The organism is Paenibacillus sp. J22P51, assembly GCF_059692215.1.
Map to the genome: position 1 here is coordinate 1,082,474 of NZ_JCAUAZ010000001.1, position 25,983 is coordinate 1,108,456.

A 25,983-nucleotide genomic window follows, 5' to 3' on the forward strand; every position below is an offset into this window, starting at 1 on the left:
CAAGAAAGGGCAATCAGGTGAAAAAGGAGAGCGTTTTGTGAAATACTACGTAAATTTTACGCCAAAGTACGTTTTATTTCAGCAACTTGCGCGGTAAATTCTTCCTCATTCAACACAGGAGTCATCTCGGAATCATCCGGCACCAATGCCCCCAGCTGTATCCATGATTTGCAGCCAATATAGGCCTGTTCGATCTCGATTTGAATCGGTTGATTAAGTGTATATACCCTTAAAATCATTATATGCAGCGGGTTTTTGCGTTTCCACTTCAAACGCTCTTCTGTGAAATTTTCTGTCCAAATATGAAAAGGAAATAACTGATTCAGCTTTTCTTGATCACTAACCTCGATATCTTCTACCATTCGGGCAAAGGAACTGATCGTAACGTGTGTATCTTCAGCGCTCCAGTTGACCAAAGTTTCATCGATAATCCCGCGATATTGCTCTTTTAACAGCTCTTTTCTCTGGTGTTCGTATGTTGGATACAGGAAAAAGTCATTAGATTCCACTTGGAAATCTCTCGTTTCTTCGACAATACCTCCCTTGCGCATAATAAAAATTTGCGAACCCGCCTCTAATGCTTTAACCGCAGATGCCCATTCCTTTAAAGCCATCCCCTGCCCCATGACGCCAACTCCTCGTTCTCCTCATTAATCCATCTATTATAATTAAACTTTGAAAGCAAAACAAATGAAAACTGACATATTTCAGGAAAAATAAAAAGGAACGGCTCAAAAACTGGCCATTCCTTCTCCTTATTTCACTTCATCCGTGTCATACGTGAGCTGCATTCGGGTAAACTGTTCTTGATTATGTTTCATAGGGTTCGGATCATGGGCCGTATCAGGAGCATCTGCATGGTACGCAATGAGTAGGAAAATGGTGCATACAACGATGGCCATAATGATATTCAGGAATTTCATAAATTCCACATCCTTCGAAACCATTTTGTCTCTAGGATAACTGAATTTCATTTTATGAATGTTTGAACGAATTGAAGATTGTGTAAATTTCTTACTTAGCCCAAAAATGATTGCAGCATCCAGCGATGTTTTTCCAAAGACGTTTGGATCGCTAAAAGCATATCCGATGTGGTATCATCACTCGCTTCCTCACAAATCTGCATGCCGGCTTTCAGCTCTTGTGTAAGAATAGTGAAGTCTTCAATGATCGTTTCGACCATTTTCGTTGCTGTCTCTGTGCCAGAGGCCTCTTTTAAAGAAGAAATCTCCAAATAAGCTTTCATCGTGGCAGCAGGTTGACCGCCAATAGCCAATAATCGTTCAGCCAGCTCATCCACATGAAGTGCAGCCTCATTATAAAGCTCCTCGAATTTCACATGGAGTGTGAAAAATTGATTTCCTTTAACATACCAATGGAAATTATGCAGTTTAACAAAAAGTAAATTCCAATTTGAAATTTGCTTATTGAGAACAGCTTGAATAGATTGCGCCCCAACTAATGTCGCGCTCGTCATCGAAATCCCCCTTCATTTTGACTGAAAAATCGTGTTTGTACACGCTAATTTACGTTTATTTCGCGGATTTTATGTAAAATAAACGACATTTCTGAAAAGTGTATTTCATGCAGAATCAATTTGTCTTATACTAGGTAAAGACAATTAATACTCAGTAAACTAGTTGGAATTAATTCCAATCACTTAAGAGCACGCTTACGAAGTCAGTTTTCTGACGAAAACTTTTAGGAGGTTCGATCATGTCCACTTATCATCCGTTATCGGAAGCGCAAGCCATCGAATACGCGCGTCATATTCCACAATTATTCCAAGCAGGTGCTGATCTGGCTAGCCAGGAAATCGGGGATGGGAATTTAAACCTCGTCTTTCGTATAACAGAAGCTGCCACTGGAAAAAGTATTATTTTGAAGCAAGCTCTTCCTTATGCCAAAGTTGTTGGGGAATCTTGGCCGCTGACGCTTGATCGCGCACGTATTGAGAGTGAGGCTTTGATTATTGAAGAAGGGCTCGTTCCAGACCTTGTCCCGCATGTGTACGCCTACGATGCCGACCTAGCTCTTACAGTAATGGAAGATTTGAGCGATCACGTGATCATGCGCAGAGGGTTAATTGAAGGCAATCAATACCCGCTATTTGCTGAGCATATTGGGCGCTTTCTAGCTAATACGCTCTTCTTCACTTCGGACTTAGGCAAAAATCAACAAGAAAAAAAGATTCAGCTAGGACGCTTCATCAATCCTGAGCTTTGCAAAATCACCGAAGATTTGATCTTCGACGATCCCTATCGCGATGCGGAAACGAACAATTTTGAAGCCCCTATCCGTGATGCGGCAGAGCAGCTATGGGCAGACAAAGAACTTCACTTCGAAGTTGCTATTCTGCGCAACAAGTTCCTTACTCAGGCGCAAGCTCTGCTTCATGGTGATTTGCATACAGGCAGTATTTTCATCAAACCTGATTCCACCAAAGTCATTGACCCGGAATTCGCTTACTATGGACCGATGGGCTTCGATATCGGTGCTGTTCTAGCCAACCTGCTTCTTAACTTTGCTGCCCAAGAAGGTTGGAGTAAGGACGAAGAAAGTCGTTCCTCTTACCGCGCTTATTTAACGCAAACTGTGAAGGATGTATGGACGTATTTCGAACAAAATTTCCGTGCATTATGGAACGAACAAGGCGTAGATCGTGTTTTTACAGCTCCAGGATACCAAGACTATTTCATGACCAACTTGCTGCGTGATACGGTCGGCTTCACTGGCGCCAAAATGGTGCGTCGCGTAGTCGGTCTTGCCCACGTCGCAGATATCGATAAAATTGAGGACGCTGCAGCAAGAGAACGCGCTCAGCGCATGGCACTAACGATCGGCACAGCATGCATTCGAGCTAACCGTCAGGTAGCGACGATTGATGAGCTAATTGCAATTGCAACACGAGCAGCAGAAAGAGGTTATGTACTATGACGACAACGAACAACGTAGAGAATGAGAAAGTAAATAAAGAAAACCAAGAGCAAGGTGCTTTGCAATCCTTGCGCTGGAACGGCCAGCAACTTGATTTGCTGGATCAACGACTCCTGCCGGAGGAGATTGTCTATTTACCGCTGGAGACACCGATTGAGGTGTGGGAAGCGATTCGGCACTTAAAAGTTCGCGGCGCACCTGCGATTGGGATCGCCGCCGCATATGGTGTTTATCTCGGCATCCGCGGGGTGGATGCTGCAGTTGAAGGGCTTCTGGCGGAAGTCCAGAAGCAAGCGGATTACCTGGCGACGTCACGTCCGACAGCGGTGAACTTGTTCTGGGCGCTCGATCGCATGCGCGCGAGAGCAAGTGCTTTGGCAGCCGAGGGCGTGAGCCCGGATGCGTTCAAGGCTGCGCTTCTAGCAGAAGCGCAAGTCATTCAGGCGGAGGACGAAGACACCAACCGCCGTATCGGCGAACATGCGCTCACGCTGTTCGAGGATGGGTTTGGCGTGCTGACACACTGCAACGCCGGCGGTTTGGCAACTGCCAAGTACGGCACAGCGTTAGCGCCGTTCTACTTGGCGAAGGAACAAGGGCTGAACATCAAAGTGTTCGCCGATGAAACACGGCCCGTGCTGCAAGGCGCGCGTCTCACGGCTTTTGAACTGCAGCAGGCGGGCGTAGACGTCACGCTGATCTGTGACAACATGGCCGGCGCGGTCATGGCGAAGGGTTGGATTCAAGCGGTCATCGTAGGAACGGACCGCGTTGCGGCTAACGGCGATGTAGCCAACAAGATCGGCACATACAGCGTAGCTGTGCTGGCTAAGGCACATGGCATCCCGTTCTATGTAGCAAGTCCGATGTCGACCATCGACTTGAACACGCCGACTGGCGGCGATATCCCAATCGAGGAGCGTCATGAGGACGAGATCACGCAAGGCTTTGGCAAACGCACAGCACCAGTTGGCGTGAAAGTATTCAATCCTGCGTTCGATGTGACGCCCAATGAGTATGTCACCGCGATTATCACGGAAAAAGGCATCGTTCAAGCTCCGTATACGGAAAATCTGCGTAAGCTTTTCGAATAGATGGAAAACCTACAGTTAAATTGTTGATTTTCAGCTAGTATTTAAGATTAGATGGAAAAACTACAGTTAATCCTTACAAATTTGCCTCATATGCTTCAAATGACTAAAAATAACTGGATATTTTCCAGTTATTTCAATTAAGATGAGTTTTCGGGCCCAAATAGCTGGAGGTTTTCCAGTTATTTGGGTTTTTGGGTTGGTGATGGCCGGATGCCGAATGGCTGGGTTGTGGTCAGGTTGCTGGATTGCTAGATTGGTGAGTTGCTAGATTGGTGAGTTTGTGAGTTGTTGAGTTGCTGGATTGGTGAGTTGCTGAGTTGTTAAGTTACTATATTGCTCGAATGTGGCTACATTACCAATTGGAGTTATGTCATTAAAAAAAGAGCTGCTCGGAAGTAGATTTCTCTACCTCCGAGCAGCTCTTTTTGGGATTTATGTTATGCTCGCGTACTGGAGCATCCTATTTTCACGATAGGCATTTGGGGTTGTTCCGTGCGCTTTTTTGAATACATAGTGCAGATAATTGCTGGACGTGAAGCCGCTGCGCTCTGCAATTTTCTCTAGAGTAAGTGTGGTTTGCTGCAGCTCGCTGCATACAAATTTAAGGCGAATCTGCTCCAAGTATTCGCTAAATGAAACATTCGCTTTCTCCTTGAAAATCCGTTGCAGCTGTCTCGAGCTAATCTGCACGCGTTCTGCTACCCCCTCTAAGGTTAGAGGACGGTGGAAATTGTCTGCTATGAACTGAACAGCCATGTGATAACGATAGCTTTTCATATCACGGGCAGGCAGGTTCACTCCCTGCTGTTCCGGTCGATAGGCACTGACCGTTCTGAGCAGCATCTGGACGATGGACTGTTTAATAATCGTATATTGGCCTAGTTGATTATTCCGCCAAGCTTCATATGCAACTAGGAAGCATTTCATCGCTTCATGGCGGTCTACAGCCGGAATATGAGGCAGCTCACTTAGCTGTCCAATACACGCTTCCGCTTCTGCCATCTCCCATTCTTCTCCCCAGCCATGCGTAGCAGTTGACTCATCAGCATCGCTCTGAGCTAGCTTAACAATATCCACATGGAGACAAAGCTCTCCCATTGCTTCATGCTCATCCGCTTCTTGCCGATGGATGACACCAGGAGCGGTGACATAGAGAAGTCCTTCATGGAGTGGGTGTGTAATCCCATCCAGAATGACTCTCCCTTTGCCGGAGGGGATATAATGAATCTCGTATTCGGAGTGTTGATGATAATTCACGATTGTTCCTGCTGGAAAGGAAGTCAGGTGGCAACGTAATACCCTAAGACCGTAAGCTCCCCAGCGGAAGCTTAATTCCAGGCGATCTAAAGCCATCGGATTCTCTAGCATCGGTTCGAAGTAAAAGGGTTGGCTCATTCGGGTAAACACCGTTTCCTTTCCAGCTGTTTAGAACATTAGTTAACCAAAGAATCCAGTCGAACCTGGCTCTTGCTTGCAACGGATAGATTGGAAGCTTCCATAAGCTTCGTTAAGTCCACAGCCAACCCGATATTTTCAGTGGCTTTGGTACCATTTTGAATATGTGCGACCCATTGATCAAAAGCAGTCGGCTTAGCCTCTGGCAACGCCTCGTAAGCCACCCATTGTCCTGTCGCTTCCTCTAGCTTATTCGTACGCAGCATAACGCGTCCATCTTGGTCCGAATATAAGACACTGCCTGCAGTGCCATGAACTTCAATGACGAAGGGTGAAAAAGCATTCACAAAGCCTGCTTCAACAATTCCCAATGCACCGTTCTCATATTGGAGCAACGATACCGCGTTATCTTCAACTTCTCTTCCCGTCACGTAGCCGTAAGAAGCGTTTACAGCAACAGGTAATCCTAGCAATAGACGATTGAGATACATGGGATGACAACCAAGATCAATAAGCGCCCCGCCACCACATTGCTCGGCATTATAGAAATGCTCCGGCAACCAACCATACGGATTCGCAGTGGTAGAAATACCACCATTATGAGAGAGTCGTGTGCGCACAAGTGTAATTTGACCCAACAGTTCTTTCTGGACAATTTCTTGGATCGCTAAAGTAGATGGCGAATTCAAACGCGGTAACGAAACCGTTAAGGTCACGCCAGCTTCCTCCACAGCCGCTAGGATCTCATTCACTTCGCGGAGCGTAGGAGCAATGACTTTCTCTGTAAAAATATGTTTACCTGCCTTAGCGGCAGCGATGATCACATCTCGGTGAAGGTTGGTTGGTGTATCCACAACAACCGCTTCTATTTCTGGATTTGCTAATAGCTCTTCAAGACTTGAATAGAATGTCACACCCCGTGCTTCGGCTTCTTGCTGACCTCTTTCCACAATCTCGTCCCAAATCGCGACAATTTCAGTATCTGGGTGTTCATTCACCTGTTTTGCATAATCCTTTGCATGTACATGCCAGAAACTCAACATTGCTACTTTCATCCTAAATAACCTCCAAATAAGTGACTTGGGTTCATTGTAACACGGTGGTGAGGGCGGTTAAATTTCGAATTAGCGACAGATGAAGGTGCAAAATTACGACATATGAATGAATATTAGCTTACTCGAAGAGTATGATAGAATGACTAGAACGTCAAGCTTTTTTCTATAACGTGGGAGTGGTGTTTGAGTTCGCATGCGGAACGTCGTTCCGCTATTTCCACAAAAACACGCAATTACGTTGAGAAACGGAACTTCGTTCCGCTATTTCTTAGCTTTGAGCTGTTTGCAGGAGGTTTCTGCAAGATTAGCGGAACCACGTTCCGCAACTTTCATAATCACCTGTAATTCGCCAAAATAGCGGAACTACGTTCCGTAACTTTGGTTCCAATCTACTGGTACACAAAACAACCCCACGCGAATGACGACATTCTTGTGGGGTTATTTGCAAGCCTTAGTTGGTGACCGGAACCGTATGATAGTATTCTTCCATCGTCAAGTTTTTCGCTTGGATCTCCATCGCAATATCTGTTCCGACATATCTCAAATGCCAGGGCTCGTATTGATAACCTGTAATGGTGGATTTTCCTTGCGGGTAGCGGATGATAAAGCCGTACTCTGCAGCATGCTTCCCTAACCAGACAGCCTCTTTCGTGCCTGCGAAGCAATCGGTTGCTGCGCATTTCCCATTAATGCCCGACACGTCAATGGCAAGCCCTGTTTCATGTTCGCTTGTTCCAGGAACTGCACTGTACGTTTTGGCCTTTTCCAAACCATCTTTTTTCACATAGCTGTCAAAAAGAGCTTTCTGTGTAGCATACGAACGGTAGGCAGATACACCGGCTAATTGGACGCCATCCTTTGCCGATCCATCGAAAAGCTTCTCGATAGCTGTAGCGGCAGCTTGCCGCATTTTACGCTTTTCATTTTTTTCAGAAAACGTAAAGGCAATGTTTGGATAGACAAGATCATTCGGCTCATAGCTCGATGGGAGCATATTTTGCTTATTCACAAGAACCGTTATGCTCTCTGGCCTAGCTATCACTTGAACCGCTCCATCCTTAGGCGGGGTAGTACTTGCCGCAGGAGAAGCAGATGGTTTCACAGAGGGCTTTGGTGTAGTCGTTGGCACAGTAGTCGCTGACGTAGTCGGTGTCGCTCCTGCACTTGGTGAAACAGATGCTGATGGTGATACTGTAGCTGTTGGCGTAGGTGGGATAGTAGACATTTCTTCACTTTTATTGCCGCAACCAGCTAAGATGGATAACCCTATAAGCAAGGCAATGCTTATTTCCTTTTTATTTTTCATTCGTTGTCGTCATGCCTCCTAGAAGTTCTCAAAGCTTTTCAAATTAATAGACCGTTACTCGGGAGAAAAAGTTTCATATCTAGCGTTATTTCAACAAAGCCAAAAAAAAGGCTGCATTTAGGTGAGCTCCTAAATCGCAGCCTTCTCATATTTTATGCGGAACGAGCTCGTGTTTCAAGTTTACAGTTGACTAGTCGGATAATTTCCTTAAGCTTTGTCCTGTGGAAGAAGGATAATTCGTCCATTTTCCATCTCTACACGAATTTTATTCGTTCCGGCAGCACCAATGGATTCAAGGTAGTTTGCCGGGATTTGCAGTCTGCCTGCCTTATCAACGACGGCATACTCAACATGTGAATCTTCATCCGACGAAATAATCCCCTGCTCCAGTTCCAACAATTCTTCTTGGTAGGATTTGCGCCGCAGAATTTCGGATGAGGTTTTGCCGTCACGAATCGCAACAACACGGTCTACCTTCTTCGCCAGAAGCGGATCATGCGTAACGATCACGACGGTCAGCCCAAAGTTACGATTCAACTCACGAAACAAATCGAGGATCTGATTCGCCATCTTCGTATCGACGGATCCTGTCGGTTCATCCGCCAGCAAAAGCTTCGGCTGATTAGCCAGCGCAATCGCAATCGCAACGCGCTGCTGCTCCCCGCCGGAAAGCTCACCCAGCTTGTTATTTCTCCGGTGACTCAAACCTACTGCATCCAATAAATCCAGCGCACGATAGCGTTTGCGCCGTCCCTGCAACAGAATAGGCAATTCCACATTTTCCAATGCTGTCAAATAGGGAATCAGGTTACGGGCATTATTTTGCCAGACGAAGCCCACGGTTTCCCGTTTATATTTTACCAAATCAGACTCCTTAAACTTCAATAAGTCCTTCCCATCCACACTCAGATTACCTGCCGAAGGTCGGTCCAACCCTCCCAGCATATTGAGCAGCGTAGATTTCCCACTGCCGCTATTGCCGATAATGGCCATCAGTTCTCCTTCTTGAATGTGGAGATCAAGCCCTTGCAGGGCAACGACTTCAAGATCAGCAGCTTTATAAATTTTAACTAAATTCTCACAGTGAATCATGCTTAATCCTCCCCAAGCTTTACGGCTTGATGAATCTTAATTCTGGAGAGCATCGTACCGAGCAGCAGCAATCCCATGCCGATCATAATCGTAACAATGACGTATAAATGCAGTTGGTCTCTCGGATCAAAACTGACTTGAAATGGCGGGACTTGGCTTGACGAATCGAACGTTAATTGGAACAGGGGGACGAATAATCGGCTACCCGTATTCCCTGTGATCATGCCAATCAGCACAGCTGCTCCTGAAGTTAGAAGCTGCTCGGCGACCAGCATTCCGATCAACTGCCTATAGGAAATTCCCATCGCACGAAAAACACCGAATTGTAAAATTTGCCCATACAAAGAGAGTAACCAGTACAGGAGAAATCCAATAAAGCTGATGCCCATCGCTATCAGAAATCCGAGGGTCATAACTCCGTTTACTGCCAGTTGGAAGGGATCGTTCTTCGAACGAATCACCATCATATTCGTATCCACTAAACGTGTGACCGACATATGCTTCTGTTCCAGCGCTTCATACAAGGCTTGACTCGTCATACCTGGCTTCAGCTTTAACCACACATCATACGGCTCTACGGCTAAATTATTTTGAAGGTAAGAAAGATGTCCAATTACAAGCTTTGGTGCATCGACTTTACTTTTGCTTGAGCTGGTGTTGCTTTTGGCACTCGCCACCGCCGTCAAGATCGGATTTGGATTCCAGCTGGGCCAATAATCGATAATGCCATAGATCACAGCCGTAGCCCCCTCAACATCATTCCATCCAATTCGAACCACATCACCCACGCCGGCTCCGGTTTCCTCGGCAATAGACCTAGAAATCAACACTGCTTTGGAATCCGTAGCCAACACATTCAAATAGTCATAGAAATGATGATCCAGTAAATGATCACGGAACCAGGCTGTTCGACCGAAATCGTCGGTATCAATCCCCATAAGTGTTGTTTTTTTCGTATCTTTGCCCACTGCGATATAGGCATCATTCTTTTGAAATACGCGTGCTGCTGCTTCTACGCCTGTCAATTGCGTAAATGGTATAAACGGCGGCTCTACGTATTGAACGCGCTTCTTGCCCCCACCTTCGCTGCCTAATGCTTTCCCTTCACCAGAGGATCCTGGCGGTCCTGCCTGTGGAGGAGGTGCGTCATTATCCCATGCCGTTTGCAATACAATATCGGAGCCATTTTTATAATGAATTTTCTCTTCCACATTCTTATTCATCGTTCTTGCTGCACTCGCGCTAAAAATACCTGTTGCCAATGTCATAATGATAAAAAGCATGATGAATTGATATTGTGTGGTCGATCTCCCCACTTGCAGCAGCGTTGAATATAAATAGGCTGGCCACCATTTTCGACCGACTGTATAGATCAGTTGTATGACCCAAGGATAGATCCTCAGAAGGAAAAGCCCCATAGCGAATATGAATAAAGCGGGTACGACAAATAATAGTGGGTCAACCTTCATGTCCATAGAATCTAATCCAAGCGCTACCAGATCATCCATCCGTCGCTTAAAGCTCTGCAATAAATAGATAGAAACGATTAATAGGATGACATCTAGATATATTTTATGCACAAAAGAAAGCTTATTCTTCCTAGCGAGCGTTTGCTTATGTCCTACAATACTCACACGTGTAGCCAGTACAGCGGGAATGAGCGTCATACAAACCGAAGCGACTACTGCGATCAATCCGTATTGATACGCCTCCTGACCCAGCTTAACTTCCATCGCAGCACGCTGGACGAAAGTCAGAAAGCCATTCGAAGCACCCAAGACCTTCGTTAATTGGAGCCCTATAAAAGGACCGATTAGCAGGGCAATTCCACCGAGTAGAATGCCTTCGATCACATATCCAATCAAAATCTGAGCTCGGCTTGCCCCTCGACTTCGGAGCACGGCGATTTCTGTTTTCTGCCGTTCCGTAATCAAATTAGCGACCATGAATAAATAGAAAGCAAGTAGTATACAAACGGGCACATTCAATGACCACAGCAGGATGCGGAGCTTCTTCTCTTTTTCCCCATAGGTTTGTAAGGTACTTATCGTTGGGTTACTAGTTGTATAGGTTTCTAAATTTTGACTAAAATAAGCATCCATTTCTTTGTATGTCGCGCTGTAATTGTCTATGCCCTCTAACTTCAATTGATGATAGTCCACTAAGTAATTCCAATAGGAAAACATGTCGATAAAATTCGTTTGTTTCGCAAAATCTTGTTCAAATAACGCGTATGGAATGAAAAATCTAGAACTCAAATCTTTCGTCGTATTGGTCCAGTAAATATCGGCAATATCTGCGCGGTCGATTACAGCAACTGGCTTGATTCGAATGTTTATCTTCAAATCTTTGTTCGCGATAGTTATTTCATTGCCAAGCACAATTTTCAACTTCGTCAACAGCTCTGGAAATACCCATGCCTCATAAACGCCATCTACGATCTGAGTCGAAGGCATGACGCCATCAACAAGTCGAATGTGCTTTTCCAATTCCGTCATCGCAGCTACTTCGCCATTCCGTTGCACTTTGGGATCTACTTTACTAGGATCGCTAGGTGTAAGATCAAACGTCTTTGTACTTCGTGTTATCGTAGAAAGCAGAATCGGCAATCCGAAGCGTTTGCTCGTCTCGGCCATGAAAGCATCCGTTTCCGTTAGTCGTTTGTCTCCGTCTTTCGATTTTGTAAAGTAAGCATGGTTAGCCACAAGTCCTGGATATTGCTGTGTATTGGTTTGTTGTACTTCCAAGTCTTTGATCAACATACGTTGCAAAATGGCATGCGTATAAATCGGCATCGAGCTCGCAAGGGCTACGGAAATAATTAGCCCAAGTAATAAACTTAGCTCTAACCAGCGGTTCTTCACCATTTTACGGAGAATCATCAGAAATAAAGACATTGTAATCCTCCTAAGCGTTTTGCTTTAGTAAAACTAGCTTCGTAGCATAAGCTTTAAAGCGTGCTAATTATTTAAAATGACATTCTGACCCTCTTTAAGCCCCGTTCGGATTTCAACTTCCGTAGCTGTGACAAGCCCTTTCTCAACATCGACTTCTTTACGGCTTTCACCATTCAGCACTTGCACATAATCACGGCCTAGATAAGACCGTAGACCTGTTCTCGGTATGACGATGACATTTTCTCGTTTCTCAACATTAATCGTCATGTCACCATATGCACCAATCTCTGCCCCTTCTGTTCCTTGTGGAATCCCTACGATAATCGTTTTGGCATTTCGTTCAGATTGCGCCTTGTTATCGGATGGAGGAGCGCTTGATGGGGTTTGCAGCACTTTACCTTGTACCACATTCCCTTTGGAACTGAGCTTCACGTCTACATTCATGCCAACTTCAATACCAGAAAGAGTCGCGCTATCTGATGACTCATAATATAGTTGCAGCTTTGTAGGGTCTGACACGACAACAAGTGTACTGAAGGCATCTACGATCTTCCCATCCTGAGCATCCGTCAAGTAGGTCACGATCCCTCCGGTATCTGCCGTTATTCTCGTTTTGGCCAATTCAGCTTGGAGATTTGCTAATTGCAGCTGCGCTGCTTCCACATCTATGGTTTTGAGACGAATCGTTAGCTCTTGATCTGGGGAAGTCATCTTGGCTTGCAAGCTAGCAATCTGAGCTTTCTCCAGATTTAACTTTTGAAGCGCAATCCTCGTTTCTAAATCGCCCTTTTCCAATTCAGCCAGCACATCACCCTGCTTCACGATATCGCCTAATTTAACACGCATTCCAGCTAAACGATGACCTGCTTCTTTGAAATAATAACTGGTTGTTTTACTCGACTTAAACGTTGCAACCGCACTAACCTTCCTCGTTATGGTGCCTTTCTTCACTTCATACAGCTCAAAATTTTCTTTGACTGGTTTAACTAAAGGCGGCTTCAGCGCTTCTTCTTCCTTCGGCAGCAACGAGCAGCCAGCAAGTATGAAAATGGCGCCGGAAATAAGAACAAGCTTTGAAGCGATTTTATTAACCTTCATCGACAATGGAACCATCCTCCAATGCATAGACTTCATCTACAATTTCCATAATCGCCAGATCATGTGTAGTCAAAATAATGGTCATGCCTTCTTGCACCAAATCCTTGAACAATTTGAGAATCTGAAGCCCCATTCGACTATCTAGCTCCGCCGTAGGTTCATCAGCCAATATCAGCTTAGGCTTGTGAGCAATCGCTCTTGCAATCGCAACGCGCTGTTGTTCTCCGCCAGAAAGCTCATAAGGTCTATGCTTCATTCTCGACTTCAAGCCCACGAAATGGAGTGCTTCTTCTGCTAAAGCTTTATATTGACTGGGATGAATGCCCGAAATGCGCAAACCGAACTCTACATTTTCGTAAGCGGACATATACGGCACTAAGGCAAATGATTGGAAGATAAGGCCAATCTGCTTCCGTCTGAGTTCATTACGCTTGGACTCGGAGATTGTGCTGATCTCCATCCCATCTAGATAAACGGCACCTTCCGATGGATGGTCCAAGGCTCCTATGATGTTCAGCAGGGTTGTTTTACCGGAACCAGACCTTCCACGCAATGCCACTAATCTGCCTCTGGGAATCGAGAGATTCGCTCCACGCAAGGCATGAACCGCCCCTTGTCCCTTCCCAAATACACGCGTTACACCAATGGCTTGCACCATGGGCACTTGATACTCATGCATAGTCAAAGTTAACACCTCATCTTTTTACGCTAATCCTGCATCTTCTCTTTAAATGTAAACCTTTACATAATAAATAAACAGACTACCTTTGTTGGAAAAGGTGTCTGTTTGTTCGGTTTCAACTTATTGTAAGGAAGAGAGTCCTAATTAGGCTTCTCGAATTCTTTCGGCGAACAACCTACAACCCGCTTGAATGTCTTTGCAAACGTTTTGGCATCAGGAAACCCTACCGCATCCGCTACTTCGTATACCTTCATTTCTCCTGTTCGCAATCTCCGCTTCGCTTCCTCCATACGAATTCGAGTCAGCGTTTCGCTCAGGGACTCTCCCATTTCTTTACTGTATAAATCACTTAAATAGCTGCGGCTGAGTCTAACATGGTCTGCCATGTCCGATGTACTGATGGGGGATGCATAATTCTCCCTCATATAGCTTAGAACTTTGCGGATAAACGTATTGTTAGAGCGATTCTTCTGATCATTCCCAAGCGCCGCTGTGTTCTGCATAAGCATGCTCATCGCTTGCAGGAGAAGTTCCGTCACCTGTTCGAAGCTAACGCAATGACTCAATGCTTTGTTATAAACGAACGTTTCTTCGTAGCGTTCAATCTCTGCGTATCCGCGTTCACGCGCATAACCAGCGGCTAGCGCAAGCAGCTCTTGCATAAAGGACAACACCTTATCCTTCTCGTGGCGTTGCTCTCTCAATCTGGCGCAAAGGATTTCCGCATGATGCAGATACCCCTCGCTGTTATCGTGCACGATACAGCGCAGCAGATCGCTGCGGATGTCATACGGCAGCGGCAGGGTCTGCGTGCTTGCAGCCTCCGGCGCAAGCACGATTCGGCGATTCCGGCTCACGCCGTAGAATCGCTCATGCAGCTGCTGCGCGTGGAGCAGCGCAGCAGGCTGCACATCTTGGAGCCGCCGAAGGACGACGCCGGCTCCAATGAACCAGTCCGGCGCGTCTGCGAGCCGGACCTGCGCCGCGCGCTCCAGCGCGGCGGCTGCGGCGATGGCGCCGCCGTCTGTGGCTGCTGCCGGCATCAGCAGCAGCACGCTGCCTTCGGCAAGCGGCAGCGCCGCCAGGCAGCCGGTCCAGCGCCAGCCTGCGGCTGCGCTGGAGCCGGTGTGCAGCAGCAGGCTGATGAGGCTGCTGGGTGCAGCATTTGACCCTGGTCTGCCTGCTTCAGCGCCAAACAGCTCCGCCTGCAGCTCAGCTTCACCATGACCCGATTGCAGATACGCCTGCAATCGGGTCGAAAGCTGCATCTGCAGGGTCGATGCAAGTTCAAGCTCTCTAATTCCTTGTTCCTTTCGCTCATTCCGGTGAATTTCGAGATCTCGCTTCACGCCGAGCAGAATGTCTATTAATGTCTCAGGCTCCATCGTTGGTTTTAGAATATAATCCTTGGCGCCCAGCTTCATCGCTTCTTTCACATAGGTGAAATCATCCATACAGCTCAGTACGATACTACTTATCGGTCTTGGACTATCTTTTATCTTACGTATTAAGGCTAAACCATCCATTCGCGGCATAATGAGGTCGGTGATCACAATGTCGATATTCAATGCTTCTAGTAGCTCACAAGCCTCAAAGCCATCCGCTGCATCACCCACATAGGTAAAGCCATGCAGTTCCCAATCCACCAACTCACGTAAACCTTGCCGAATGATAGGTTCATCATCCACAACAAGCACATTCATCTATCCTTCACTCCTCCCCCTGATGGATGGGAAGAAACATCCTAATCGTGGTTCCTTCACCCGGTTTACTGCTAATATGCATCTTGAATTCAGGCCCATAGATCAACTTAATTTTCTCCCGAATATGTGAAATCCCTACACCGCTCATCCGCTCCTTCAGCATTCGATCAGCTTGCGCTCCTCCTGTTGCATGCATGGCTTGCCAGCCTGAGCTGCCCTCTTCTACCTGCATCCCAATGCCATTGTCTTCTACCTGACAAAACAAGAGTCCCGATCTAACCATGTCCGGATCGTAATGATACCTTCACGCTTCGTTGGCCCAATACCGTGAATAATCGCGTTCTCCACAAGCGGCTGTAAGAGCATCCGCGGAACTAAACAACCTAAAGTGATCTCATCCACATGGGTTACGATCTGAATAAGATCCCCATAACGAAATCTTTGAATTTCCATGTAATCATGGGTCAGCCCGATTTCATCACGCAATGTGATAAAATCACCCTTTTTCCCTAAGCTAGCTTGCAAAAGTCGAACTAACGCACTTACAACTTCAGAGATCTGAGGTGTCTTATGGATCTTGGCCACCCATTTTATCGTATTCAATGTATTGTAGAGGAAATGCGGATTCAACTGATAATGGAGCGCTTCCATTTCAGCTTCTTTTTTCAGGGATTCTTCCCTCTTCACTTGCTTAATCAGATCTTCCAATCGATTCAACATTTGATTATAGCTTTGGCCTATTTGCATCCACTCGCTCGAGCTTTTGAAGGTCCAATAGGCTCTCAGATCGCCACGCTCCGCCCGATTCATTAATGCCTTCAAAACATAGAGCGGCTTCGTCACCGATCCGATAAAAAGGAATAACCCCCCTATGCTAAGCGCAATAACTAAAGCGATTATGACGATAAGCCAAGTACGGTAATGTGGAAATACTTCAACGCTAAGTAAGGACAACGGAGCTTCATAATAAGACAGCCACGAGACTTCTCCGATGACCTCTACCTGTTTCACAGAATCAATCATCGTTCCATTCTTTCGTATGTTACTCGTTCCCTGGCCGACTCCTTGTAATTCCCCTGAGTAAACGCCATCTCGATAAAACACCCGTTTATCCGGATCCATCAACATGTAGGCATGAGGAGAGCTCTTCATACTGAACTCCTTCCATAACTTGTTCATATTTATCCAAATGGTAACTTTACCGAGCTCCTGCGTACTTAAACTGTCAATAATTGACTCCGAATACGTCATCAGATAAGCATTATTACGACTAGACTCTTCTCCAATAGGCTCAAAGCGTTTGTTCATACTTTCCACTCGAGAAACTAGCGCCCCCTCCGATTCTCCACTATGCGCACATAGCGTTCGGTTAGATGCTCGAATCGTAAGACAAACCTGCTCGATATAACGATTTTGAAACGTTTGCTCAGATAATAAGCCATTCGCATAGTTACTTAGTTCTTTGGCAGTCTGTGAAGATGAATCTCTGAGCTTGGCTAATGAGATAAGACCATAATCCTCGGCGTGTCGATGGGTCATTTCCGCAATAGCGTGCAATTCTTGTTGTAATCCCGTAATGATTTGATCGTGTTGCTGATCCACGGCATTCGTAAATGTTTTCTCCATATACGATGAAAACTGCTGATTGCCAACATAAAGTAAAAAGAATAATGGCAAGGTAATCGCCAAGAGTATAAAAAGAAACACACGTAATTGGTATCGGTTAAAGAGATGAGTGAACAACGATGGCATACGTCACCTTTCGTTTCGAATAGATTAGTTACCTTAACTTCCATCATAGCATATTGGAATTTTTTCCATCTCATTTTTTTGGTAAAAGTAGATGAATCTACTTATTAAGATCAGCCATTTGTTTATCCCCCCATCTCACCGAAATCTGCTTCCACCATCCACCGTCCCCAGAAAGCATACGTTAGAGAAACATTGCGAACAGAGAGGACGCGTATACATTAGGGAACGTGAGTGTGCTAATTTGTCTAAAAGAGGAGTTTGGTGAACTAGCCTTGCAAAGAAGCTGAGCGGAACATACTACTCCCGCTCTGGATCGCGATATCTCCGTATCACGCCGAAGTTACGGAACGTAGTTCCGCTATTTGCCTAAAATAGCTCAAAATCGAAAGGTTGCGGAACGTGGTTCCGCTATTTAGTCGATTCGTGCTCTAAATCCCCTAAAATCAAGAGATTAGCGGAACCATGTTCCGTTAGCTTATCGGATTACCCTTTTATCGCGAAATAGCGGAACGTAGTTCCCTTTCGCAGCACCGGGTTCCCCGCTGGAGCGTTCACCTCACTACGCTTAGATGTTGTTTTTTTGGACAAAAAAAATAGAGCCGCTTAAGCGACTCTATCTGGGGTAGTACTATAACACTTTAGACAAAAACGATTTTGTACGTTCTTGGGTCGGCGCCTCAAAAATTTGCTCTGGCTTGCCTTCCTCCACAATAACACCCTGCTCCATGAACATGACGCGATCACCAACTTCACGTGCAAAGCCCATTTCATGGGTAACCACAACCATCGTCATGCCTTCTTTAGCCAATTGCTTCATGACGTTAAGCACTTCACCAACCATTTCAGGATCAAGCGCTGAGGTCGGCTCATCGAACAGCATAATTTTCGGCTCCATCGCAAGTGCTCGAGCAATCGCAACACGCTGCGCCTGACCACCTGACAATGAGTCCGGAAGCGCGTTGGCTTTATCTGCGAGTCCTACTTTAGCTAATAGTTCCAGCGCTTTCTTCCGCGCTTTATCTTCTGGCCATTTCCGCACTTGGATAGGCGCAAGCATAATATTATCAATAACCTTCATATGCGGGAATAAATGAAACCGTTGGAATACCATGCCCAAATCCATGCGGATCTCATTAATTTTATTCGTAGGATCCATGAGGTTACGGTCTTCAATGGTTATCGTTCCGCCATCAGGCTGTTCCAAAAGATTCAAGCATCGTAAAAATGTCGATTTCCCTGAACCCGAAGGTCCAATCACAACCAGCACCTCTTGATGCTTAATTTCCGTGCTGATGTCACGCAGAACAACGTTATCTCCGAACGCTTTTTTCAGGTTCCTTACTTCAATCAAAGCTGTCATAAGTTATACTCTCCTTTCAATATAGCCAAGAAGCTTGCTAAGAGAGTAGGTAAGAATGAAATAAATAAGTGCAGCTGTTAAATATGGCTCCCAAACCTTGAAATATTGGCTGCGCATCGCATTTGACCAATACATAAGTTCAGGTGCAGCAATGATCGCAAATAACGAGGAATCCTTGATCAAAACGATAAATTCATTTCCGAAAGGCGGAATCATTCGCTTAATCGCTTGCGGTAAAATGACGGATTTCATCGTTTGGAAATGTGTCATTCCCAGTGAGTGCGCGGCCTCTGTTTGGCCTTTATCAATGGATTGAATCCCTGCGCGGAAAATCTCTGCCATATATCCTGCTGAATTTAAGGACAATGCAACAATCGATGCAATGATCGGGTTGGTAGAGCCTATGAATAAGGGCACAACACCAAAGTGGACAAGCAATATTTGAACAAGCAGCGGTGTGCCGCGGAAAAAGTTAACGTAAATACTCGTTGGCCATCTCAAATAGCCGCGGTGTGACATTTTGCCTAAACCAACTGCCAGCCCCAATACGGAACCGAAGCAGATGGAGAGAATGGAAATACCAATCGTCCATAGCGTACCTTTCAGCAGCAAGGGAACATAATCTAGAATGATATCAAAACGAAAATCCATTCCACACTTCCTTTCTATCAATTATTCTGCTACTTACAGAAGAAAAGCATGCGTAAGGTTAAGTCACGCATGCTTTTGAACTTTTTATTTTTGATCGAGCAATTTCTTCGTATCTGGCTCTTGACCGAACCACTTTTTGTACACAGTCGCGTATTTACCGTTCTCGATTACTTTTTTGATCGCTGGATCAAGCTTCGCTTTAAGGTCGCTGCCTTTCGGAAGCAAGATTCCGTAGTACTCGGATTCAAAATTCTTCGCATCCGCAATCGAAACGAATTTTTTGTTCGGATTATTTTTAACATACTCACGAATAATAGCAATATCCGCAACAACTGCGTCTACACCGTTACTCTCAAGTTCCATAAGCGCAAGCGTGTTATTATCCATACGTTTCAGGGACTTATTATCGCCACCCATGATTTTCGTCATAAGCGTATCCGCTGTAGTAGAGATTTGAACCGCTACTTTTTTATCTTTCAAATCGACTGCACTTTTGATCGGGCTGCCTTCTTTAACAAGAATCATGTTCGTTGACTCGAAGTAAGGAGCGGAATAATCATACGTTTGTTTACGCTCATCTGTAATAGATACACTGGAAATCCCAGCTTGGTACTCTTTACCTTGTTGAACGCTTGTCAACATGGTGTCCCAGCCAGTGTTTGTAACACTGTAAGAAAGACCTGCTTCTTTCATCACTTCAGCAAGGAAGTCGATATCAAAACCAGCCACCTTGTCTTTATCCATATATTCCATCGGTGCATAGGCTGCATCTGTTGCAAATTTAATTTTTGTCCCACCGCTATCTTTTGAGCCACACCCTGCCATTGTCAAAACCAAAGCTGCTGCTACGACAGAAATCATTAACTTTTTCACTTATTTTCCCCCGTTCTATGTAATGGACGAATCATATATTAACACTTGGTTAATAAAATAACAACACCTTTATTCATTAAATCGGCAAGGTAATTGCAGGAAGTATGAACTTTTATAGAATTTTAGTCTCATGCACGAAATGCTTAAGCTGCTTTGTTGCCATGCACAATGCAAAAAACGCTAAGGTCCTAAAGACCCAAGCGTTCCATCTTGCCAATTGAGCTGATCTACATCATTTTCAAAATAGCTTCTCTACCTGTCATCCCGGCTACAATGCCGAGGTCTTCAGCCGTATGAGTTACTGATTCAAGCGGTGCTTCCAAAAGCTCCTCGATCGTTCGAACCCCAGTGGCTCGTGCCGCTACAATATTCCTGTCACTTAATCGCTCGTTGAGCAGCGCCACATCGAGCGCTCCACACATAATGTAACCTTTATCCGTTGTCACAACTAGCAAGGTCGTCTTCGGCAATTTAACCTCTATCGCGATTGCTGTATGTCCTTCAAGAAGAATGGGTTCTACGCGCATCATGCTCTGCACAGCTCCTCTTCGCAGTCTTACGGTAGTATATGCGCCCGCGGCTAGTACGGTGTGAGGTCACTGTAAAGATTCTGTGTGATTTTCCATTTTGTTGTGAAAAGGACATTTATTATAACTTATAACCTCATTAAAGCTCTCCGCTCAGCTTGTGGTTTACATACTTTACAAACACCAACGACTCTCCCCTGTTCATCTGAGTAGAAGGACAATTTCTTTTCCTTCTTCCGACAAAACGAACACATTTGCTTATTTATCCTCGATGATTTTTTGCTTTGTAAAGACATTTTAATAACCTTCGTAGTCGCAACCCTGTCTCTAATTTTCAAAATAATTTTATAACCCAAAAGAAGGACAACAAATAGGATAATAACGAGTACGATCCACTTCATAGCTCAACCTTCCTTCTTCTATATCTACTTCAAATTTTATTGGAGGTGACAGCTTGCTATTCCTCCGAATCCAACTAAATCGTTCATTAAAATAATAGTACTTCTCCAGTGAATAGTAGGCAATACAAATATTACCTATGAAAATACCTTTTATCAAAAGGAAGCTACATTTGGTTAGAATATCATGATATAGTTAAGATAAGTGCGATTTCAATGCAGTATGGAGGCTATGATGAACCAGCGGAATTCAAACACAAGTCCGAAGAATGGACATTTATTCACCGTAGAGATTTTAATTGAAGAAGACACAAACGGCCTTGCAATGGAAAAGCTCCTTCATTTGTTAAATGTTGATAACGTTAAAGATTATCAAATACTTAAGGGTATTCAACTTGGTCAACTCATTGAACTGAACACGAAACAAGAAAGTTCAGCTTCCCTTCATTCAAATAAAAAGCCAGCAACTCCTGCTCCTTCGCCAACTCAGGCAGGGAAATCAACCGATTCAGCAGCTGCCATGCACATTGTTGAACAGTTAGAGACATTCAAAGCCAATAATACCTTGATCCGTTTGACAGTGATCAAAGCGCAAGGCATCAAGCTGAATCTCCCTTGTCGGATCCTTAATTTTGATACTAGCAGCCAGAATGTTACTGTGTATCATGTCGATGAGAAGAAGGTATACTTGTTCAAGCTGAATGAAATCGATGATTATGTGACATCAAATTAACAAAAGGTACCTCTGCTGACCAGCCAGCAAGGGTACCTTTTTCTATTCACCTGACGCAGCTGCAGTCGTAACCGTTGTAACGGAAATGCCATTTCTCAGCATATGCTCAAGCTCCATGCTATCAACGGGAGGACTAAACCAATAGCCCTGAACCTCGTTGCATCGGTTTTGATACAAGAATTTCAATTGATCTTCAGTCTCTACACCTTCAGCAATCACCTTCAGATTCAAATGGTGCGTCATAGCAATAATCGTCGCAACAATGGCCGCGTCATTCGGATCCACCATAATATCGCGCACAAAGGACCGGTCTATTTTCAGCTTATCAATCGGAAATTTTTTCAAATAGTAGAGGGAACTATAGCCCGTCCCGAAATCATCGATACTCACATTTACACCAAGTTCTTTCAATTCAAGCAGTGATTGTATCGCATGATCAACATCCATCGTCATACTTTCGGTAATTTCCAGCTCCAAATATTGCGGTTCCAGCCCAGTTTGCTCTAAAACATGGCTGATCTTCCCTTTCAGATTATGCTGGAAAAACTGTCGCATCGATAAATTCACCGAGATGGGAATAGGGGAATACCCTTCTGACTGCCATTTCTTGTTCTGCTTACAAGCCGCACGGAGTACCCATTCACCGATAGGTACAATCAAACCGCTTTCTTCAGCTAATGGGATAAAATGATTTGGCATAACCATGCCCTTATCCGGATGATTCCAACGAATTAAGGCTTCTACCCCAACAATTCGCCCTGATTCAATATCCACCTGAGGTTGGTAGTACAGTACGAATTCATCATTGACTAGCGCTCTTCGCAGCTCATTCTCCAGCCTCAAACGATTAATTGACACGGATTTCATATCTGTATTGAAAATCTGAAAATCGTTTCTGCCCTTCTCTTTGGCCCTAGCCAGTGCAATATCCGCATATTTCATCAACAGATCCGCTTCATCCGTATCTTCTGAGGAAATCGCGACGCCTATACTTGCTGTGACATGAAGCTCATACTGCTCTAGGAGAAACGGCTTCTCCAATACACGATTGATCTCCGCAATGACGGTCATAACATCATTCACATCTTCAACATTCGAATAGAAAAAGGCAAACTCGTCACCTTCCGTACGCGCTAGGAAATCCTCCGCGGTTATGCATCGCGTGAAACGCTCGGCTAGCTGAAGCAGCAGCATGTTCCCATAGTCGTGTCCAAAGCTATCATTTACTAGCTTAAATCGGTCAATATCCAAATAAAACACCGCGACTTTTTGCCCATCCGCTTTGAAAGCACGAAGTCGTTCATTGAGATGATCTTTAAATGACCGCCGATTCGGAAGTCCAGTCATATCATCGTAATAAGCCATATAACGGACTTGCTCGTCGCCACGCTTACGTTCTGTTACATCCTGGCAAATCAGAATGTTTCCTTTGGAATGGTGATCGATATCAACAGGAACAGCCGTTACATGCAAATCTACGCGATAACCACGCTGATGATGTACAGAAGTCTCAAAGGTATAAGGGATCCCATTACGGCTTTGTAGCAATTGCCACTCTGTACGCTTCAACTGTTCTTCCGTTACAATATTCGTAAATGGTTGATGCATGAGCTCTTCGACCGTATACCCCAGAATTGATTCCGCCGTTTTATTCATACGAATGAATTTGCCTTCATCATTAAAGATACCGATCGCATTGGGATTATGTTCAAAAAGGGAATCCAACACACTAAGATAAGCATGATCCCTTGGTAGTTCCTTGGGAGTAGGTTGTCGTCGCAGCATCCTTTTAGCACGCAGCAGGTAAAGCAGCGCGAGTGCGCCCAATAGACAAATCCACGGGGCATGCGGCTTTACGAAAAGGCTAACGAATATGGCTGCAACGACATATACGCCAATATAGAGCCGATTTTTCACGAAATTGGCCTCCTTATATTGTTCAATCTTCGTTAGGGAAGCATTTCATTGATCTCCGATCTTGCTCCCAGATGTAGTTCTTTAATCACGGTCTCATTTCCATTCATTGTTTTCTTTCTACAAAGGTTGTGCCATTTCCTGCTAACCTGCCATAAAATGCGAAAAAGAGCCAGATTTCTCCGGCTCTTCTTCCTATCTTATTTTAAGCGCAGCTAGAGCAAGTAGGATCCAACCTACTAGGAAGCTCAATCCACCTAGCGGTGTGATAGGTCCGAAGACCTTAAGTCCTGTCAAGCTCAATGCATACAGACTACCTGAGAACAAGATAATTCCGATGAAAATTGCCCATCCAGAGGCATTCACCAGTGAAGTATTTCCCAGCTTGTCCGACAGTAGCGCGATCACAAGTAACGCAACCGCGTGAATCATGTGATAATGAACCCCTGTTTGAAACACATCGATCTTATCGGGAATTTTCGTTTTTAAATAGTGGGCTCCAAAAGCACCTAAAGCAACGGATAGGAAAGCATTCAAGCTTCCAATCAGCATAAACAATTTCATCATAAGACTTTATTTCCTTTCACAGCTAAAATGGATTACTCGACTTCACCAATATCATGTTGGCCTACAATCAATTGAACAGGCTCCAAGAAAACACGTGTCACCGTGGGCTGCTCAATTAAATTAACCTCAATATCTTCGATTTTATACCGAGTCGTCTTGCCTTCTCGCTTGTCGTAGACGACATCGAACTGCCTCAACCCCAGCTGATGAATTAGAACGGAGGAACCAATGGCAACTGCATTAGACTCATATTCCCCATGTTCAAAGAGCACCTCAGACAAAATCTCATCATTCATATCGACAATCGTAACATACTGGCAAAATTCGTAGCGCATGGCATGTATCCCCCTTGAATTGGATAAGTTTAGGTATAAGTACCCATTCGCCGAAAATTGTCGATATTCCTGCTAGTTTCATGATACCCTACAATGTTCAAATAAAATCCAACAAATATATGACAACTGGGATTGTAAACATGCTAAATAGTGTTGATGTAAAGACCGCCTGTGACGAAAACTCGGCCTCATTTTCATATTCAATGGCAAGAAGTACACTACTCAGTGATGTAGGTACTGCGCAGGACAGAATTAACGCTTTCGCCGTCAAGCCTTCAATCCCCAACATCCAAACTACGAAGAAACCTAGCAGCGGCCCAATCGCCAAGCGCAGCATATTCGATAGAAGCACATTCGAGAAGTGAAATTCCCATTTCATAGCTCCAAGCTGTACACCCAAGGTCAGCAATGCAGTTGCCATAAAGGCATTCGCTATGTAAGTCAACGGTATATGTATGGACGATGGTACCGGTATATGGTAATAACGCAGCAACAGGGCTATGGGAATCGCATAAATAACTGGTAACGATAGTATCGTTTTCGCGGTAGCTTTCCAAGAGGCTTTATGTGCATTTAGCGTATAAATCCCATAGGTATTCGGGATGAGTGTCTGCATAATCATAATAACAATTTGAATGGCTAACGTATAGGCATTGCCGCCAAATACGGTTTGATTCAGCGGCAGAGCATAGTTCGCACTATTATAGAAAATAACACTATTCCGCATGGCAATCCGCATGCCGCGCTGCAGCTTCTGAATGCGAATGATCAGTTCAATGATCGCGAATAACAAGCTGAAGAAAATAACAAAAAATAAGAGCACCTGCATAAGGATCGATAGACTCATTTCGGATTCATAGAGCTTCACAAAAACAAGCGCAGGGGAAAACACATAGAAATTGAGCTTCGATAATGTTCGAATATCAATACGAAAGGCGCGATACATGGTCACGCCAATCGCGATCATAATGCAAATTGGTACAATATTATTGATAAGAATATATACGAAATAATTCATTTCAAAGCCTCGATTCATCGAGAATCCCCATGATGCTCCTTACATTGAGGCATTCACGCTAGTAATAATTCGTTTCAACTGCTCATTGAAATTCGCAATTTCCTCTGGTGACAATCCACTTGAAGCAAACAGCGTCTGTGGAATGCAGAGCGCCTGCTCGTAGAGTGCTAGACCCGACTCCGTGATGCGGATGAGTACGACCCGCTCATCTTCCTGTGAGCGGTTCCTAACAAGCAACTTCTGCGCTTCCATCCGCTTGAGCATCGGAGTCAGCGTCCCTGAATCCAAATCAAGCTTCTCGCTAAGCTCCTTAACCGTACTTTCCTTTTGCTCCCAGAGCACAAGGAGAACGAGATATTGCGGATAGGTGATGCCGAGCTCTTCGAGAAAAGGGCGATACATGCGAGTAATCGCTCTGGAGCTCGCATATAAGCTAAAACAAAGCTGATTCTCCAGCTTCAAAAATTCACTGCTGCTCATTGTCGTTTCCTTTCCCTCCGTCATATTGTGAACAATCGATTTGCTTCCAATTTAAACAAAATGCCTCCGACTGTCAATACAAAGTGAAAAGAGCGCCCCTACGTTGGGCGCTCCTC

25 protein-coding genes are annotated in these 25,983 nt (G+C 44.8%); 3 read left to right on the forward strand and 22 right to left on the reverse strand.

All coding sequences use genetic code 11. The features are described 5' to 3' along the window. Positions 1–56 precede the first annotated feature (56 nt). From AC58QC_RS04275 to AC58QC_RS04285, 3 genes are all read right to left on the reverse strand, one after another. Entirely contained in the window at positions 57–626 is a 570-nt protein-coding gene (locus AC58QC_RS04275; protein WP_497413945.1) for a DUF1802 family protein, read from the reverse strand. 129 nt (positions 627–755) lie between these two features. Then, positions 756–923, reverse strand: coding sequence for a hypothetical protein (locus tag AC58QC_RS04280; RefSeq protein ID WP_497413946.1), 168 nt, complete (start codon positions 921–923; stop codon positions 756–758). Between the two features lie 95 nt (positions 924–1,018). Next, on the reverse strand, positions 1,019–1,477 hold the full coding sequence (locus AC58QC_RS04285) for a Dps family protein (RefSeq protein WP_497413947.1): 459 nt from the start codon (positions 1,475–1,477) through the stop codon (positions 1,019–1,021). Positions 1,478–1,716: 239 nt separating this feature from the next. Here AC58QC_RS04285 and mtnK point away from each other — a divergent pair, with 239 nt between their 5' ends. Both mtnK and mtnA read left to right on the forward strand, forming a co-directional pair. Further along, the gene (mtnK, locus tag AC58QC_RS04290; RefSeq protein WP_497413948.1) at positions 1,717–2,937 is read left to right on the forward strand and encodes an S-methyl-5-thioribose kinase; all 1,221 of its coding nucleotides are present in this window, start codon (positions 1,717–1,719) and stop codon (positions 2,935–2,937) included. Then, positions 2,934–4,031, forward strand: a complete 1,098-nt coding sequence (gene mtnA, locus AC58QC_RS04295) for an S-methyl-5-thioribose-1-phosphate isomerase (protein WP_497413949.1) — start codon at positions 2,934–2,936, stop codon at positions 4,029–4,031. Before mtnK ends, mtnA begins: the two co-directional genes overlap by 4 nt. 432 nt (positions 4,032–4,463) lie before the next feature. Here the strand turns inward: mtnA and AC58QC_RS04300 are convergent, their stop codons facing one another. The 14 genes from AC58QC_RS04300 to AC58QC_RS04365 form a co-directional block, all read right to left on the reverse strand. After that, positions 4,464–5,426: an AraC family transcriptional regulator gene (locus AC58QC_RS04300; protein WP_497413950.1), complete on the reverse strand. Its 963-nt coding sequence runs from the start codon at positions 5,424–5,426 to the stop codon at positions 4,464–4,466. Positions 5,427–5,464: 38 nt separating this feature from the next. After that, positions 5,465–6,481: a Gfo/Idh/MocA family protein gene (locus AC58QC_RS04305; protein WP_497413951.1), complete on the reverse strand. Its 1,017-nt coding sequence runs from the start codon at positions 6,479–6,481 to the stop codon at positions 5,465–5,467. A gap of 451 nt (positions 6,482–6,932) precedes the next feature. Beyond that, entirely contained in the window at positions 6,933–7,787 is an 855-nt protein-coding gene (locus AC58QC_RS04310) for a M15 family metallopeptidase (protein WP_497413952.1), read from the reverse strand. Positions 7,788–7,994: 207 nt separating this feature from the next. Continuing rightward, positions 7,995–8,879: an ABC transporter ATP-binding protein gene (locus AC58QC_RS04315; protein WP_497413953.1), complete on the reverse strand. Its 885-nt coding sequence runs from the start codon at positions 8,877–8,879 to the stop codon at positions 7,995–7,997. Positions 8,880–8,881: 2 nt separating this feature from the next. Next, on the reverse strand, positions 8,882–11,776 hold the full coding sequence (locus tag AC58QC_RS04320; RefSeq protein ID WP_497413954.1) for an ABC transporter permease: 2,895 nt from the start codon (positions 11,774–11,776) through the stop codon (positions 8,882–8,884). A 63-nt stretch (positions 11,777–11,839) separates the two neighbouring features. Further along, on the reverse strand, positions 11,840–12,874 hold the full coding sequence (locus AC58QC_RS04325; RefSeq protein ID WP_497414069.1) for an efflux RND transporter periplasmic adaptor subunit: 1,035 nt from the start codon (positions 12,872–12,874) through the stop codon (positions 11,840–11,842). Further along, positions 12,864–13,553, reverse strand: coding sequence for an ABC transporter ATP-binding protein (locus AC58QC_RS04330; RefSeq protein ID WP_497414070.1), 690 nt, complete (start codon positions 13,551–13,553; stop codon positions 12,864–12,866). Before AC58QC_RS04330 ends, AC58QC_RS04325 begins: the two co-directional genes overlap by 11 nt. A gap of 143 nt (positions 13,554–13,696) precedes the next feature. Further along, entirely contained in the window at positions 13,697–15,259 is a 1,563-nt protein-coding gene (locus AC58QC_RS04335; protein ID WP_497413955.1) for a response regulator, read from the reverse strand. Positions 15,260–15,266: 7 nt separating this feature from the next. Further along, positions 15,267–15,491: a sensor histidine kinase gene (locus tag AC58QC_RS04340; protein WP_497413956.1), complete on the reverse strand. Its 225-nt coding sequence runs from the start codon at positions 15,489–15,491 to the stop codon at positions 15,267–15,269. A gap of 17 nt (positions 15,492–15,508) precedes the next feature. Then, entirely contained in the window at positions 15,509–16,885 is a 1,377-nt protein-coding gene (locus AC58QC_RS04345; protein WP_497413957.1) for a sensor histidine kinase, read from the reverse strand. Between the two features lie 754 nt (positions 16,886–17,639). Beyond that, on the reverse strand, positions 17,640–18,362 hold the full coding sequence (locus AC58QC_RS04350; protein WP_497414071.1) for an amino acid ABC transporter ATP-binding protein: 723 nt from the start codon (positions 18,360–18,362) through the stop codon (positions 17,640–17,642). Positions 18,363–18,374: 12 nt separating this feature from the next. Beyond that, the gene (locus tag AC58QC_RS04355; RefSeq protein WP_497264576.1) at positions 18,375–19,022 is read right to left on the reverse strand and encodes an amino acid ABC transporter permease; all 648 of its coding nucleotides are present in this window, start codon (positions 19,020–19,022) and stop codon (positions 18,375–18,377) included. Between the two features lie 84 nt (positions 19,023–19,106). Continuing rightward, a complete protein-coding gene (locus tag AC58QC_RS04360) occupies positions 19,107–19,847 on the reverse strand; it encodes a basic amino acid ABC transporter substrate-binding protein (protein ID WP_497414072.1) in 741 nt (246 codons plus the stop codon). Positions 19,848–20,122: 275 nt separating this feature from the next. Then, positions 20,123–20,425, reverse strand: a complete 303-nt coding sequence (locus AC58QC_RS04365; protein WP_497413958.1) for a YunC family protein — start codon at positions 20,423–20,425, stop codon at positions 20,123–20,125. Between the two features lie 630 nt (positions 20,426–21,055). Between AC58QC_RS04365 and AC58QC_RS04370 the strand changes: the two genes are divergently transcribed. Continuing rightward, positions 21,056–21,553, forward strand: a complete 498-nt coding sequence (locus tag AC58QC_RS04370) for a hypothetical protein (protein WP_497413959.1) — start codon at positions 21,056–21,058, stop codon at positions 21,551–21,553. Between the two features lie 42 nt (positions 21,554–21,595). On the opposite strand, the gene AC58QC_RS04375 is transcribed toward AC58QC_RS04370, so the two are convergent. The 5 genes from AC58QC_RS04375 to AC58QC_RS04395 form a co-directional block, all read right to left on the reverse strand. Continuing rightward, positions 21,596–23,470, reverse strand: a complete 1,875-nt coding sequence (locus AC58QC_RS04375) for a putative bifunctional diguanylate cyclase/phosphodiesterase (RefSeq protein ID WP_497413960.1) — start codon at positions 23,468–23,470, stop codon at positions 21,596–21,598. A gap of 192 nt (positions 23,471–23,662) precedes the next feature. Next, the gene (locus AC58QC_RS04380; protein WP_497265437.1) at positions 23,663–24,031 is read right to left on the reverse strand and encodes a DUF423 domain-containing protein; all 369 of its coding nucleotides are present in this window, start codon (positions 24,029–24,031) and stop codon (positions 23,663–23,665) included. Positions 24,032–24,066: 35 nt separating this feature from the next. Next, the gene (locus AC58QC_RS04385; RefSeq protein WP_497413961.1) at positions 24,067–24,369 is read right to left on the reverse strand and encodes a hypothetical protein; all 303 of its coding nucleotides are present in this window, start codon (positions 24,367–24,369) and stop codon (positions 24,067–24,069) included. Positions 24,370–24,466: 97 nt separating this feature from the next. Continuing rightward, positions 24,467–25,387: an AEC family transporter gene (locus AC58QC_RS04390; protein ID WP_497414073.1), complete on the reverse strand. Its 921-nt coding sequence runs from the start codon at positions 25,385–25,387 to the stop codon at positions 24,467–24,469. 39 nt (positions 25,388–25,426) lie between these two features. Continuing rightward, a complete protein-coding gene (locus AC58QC_RS04395) occupies positions 25,427–25,867 on the reverse strand; it encodes a MarR family winged helix-turn-helix transcriptional regulator (protein WP_497413962.1) in 441 nt (146 codons plus the stop codon). Between the last annotated feature and the right edge of the window lie 116 nt (positions 25,868–25,983).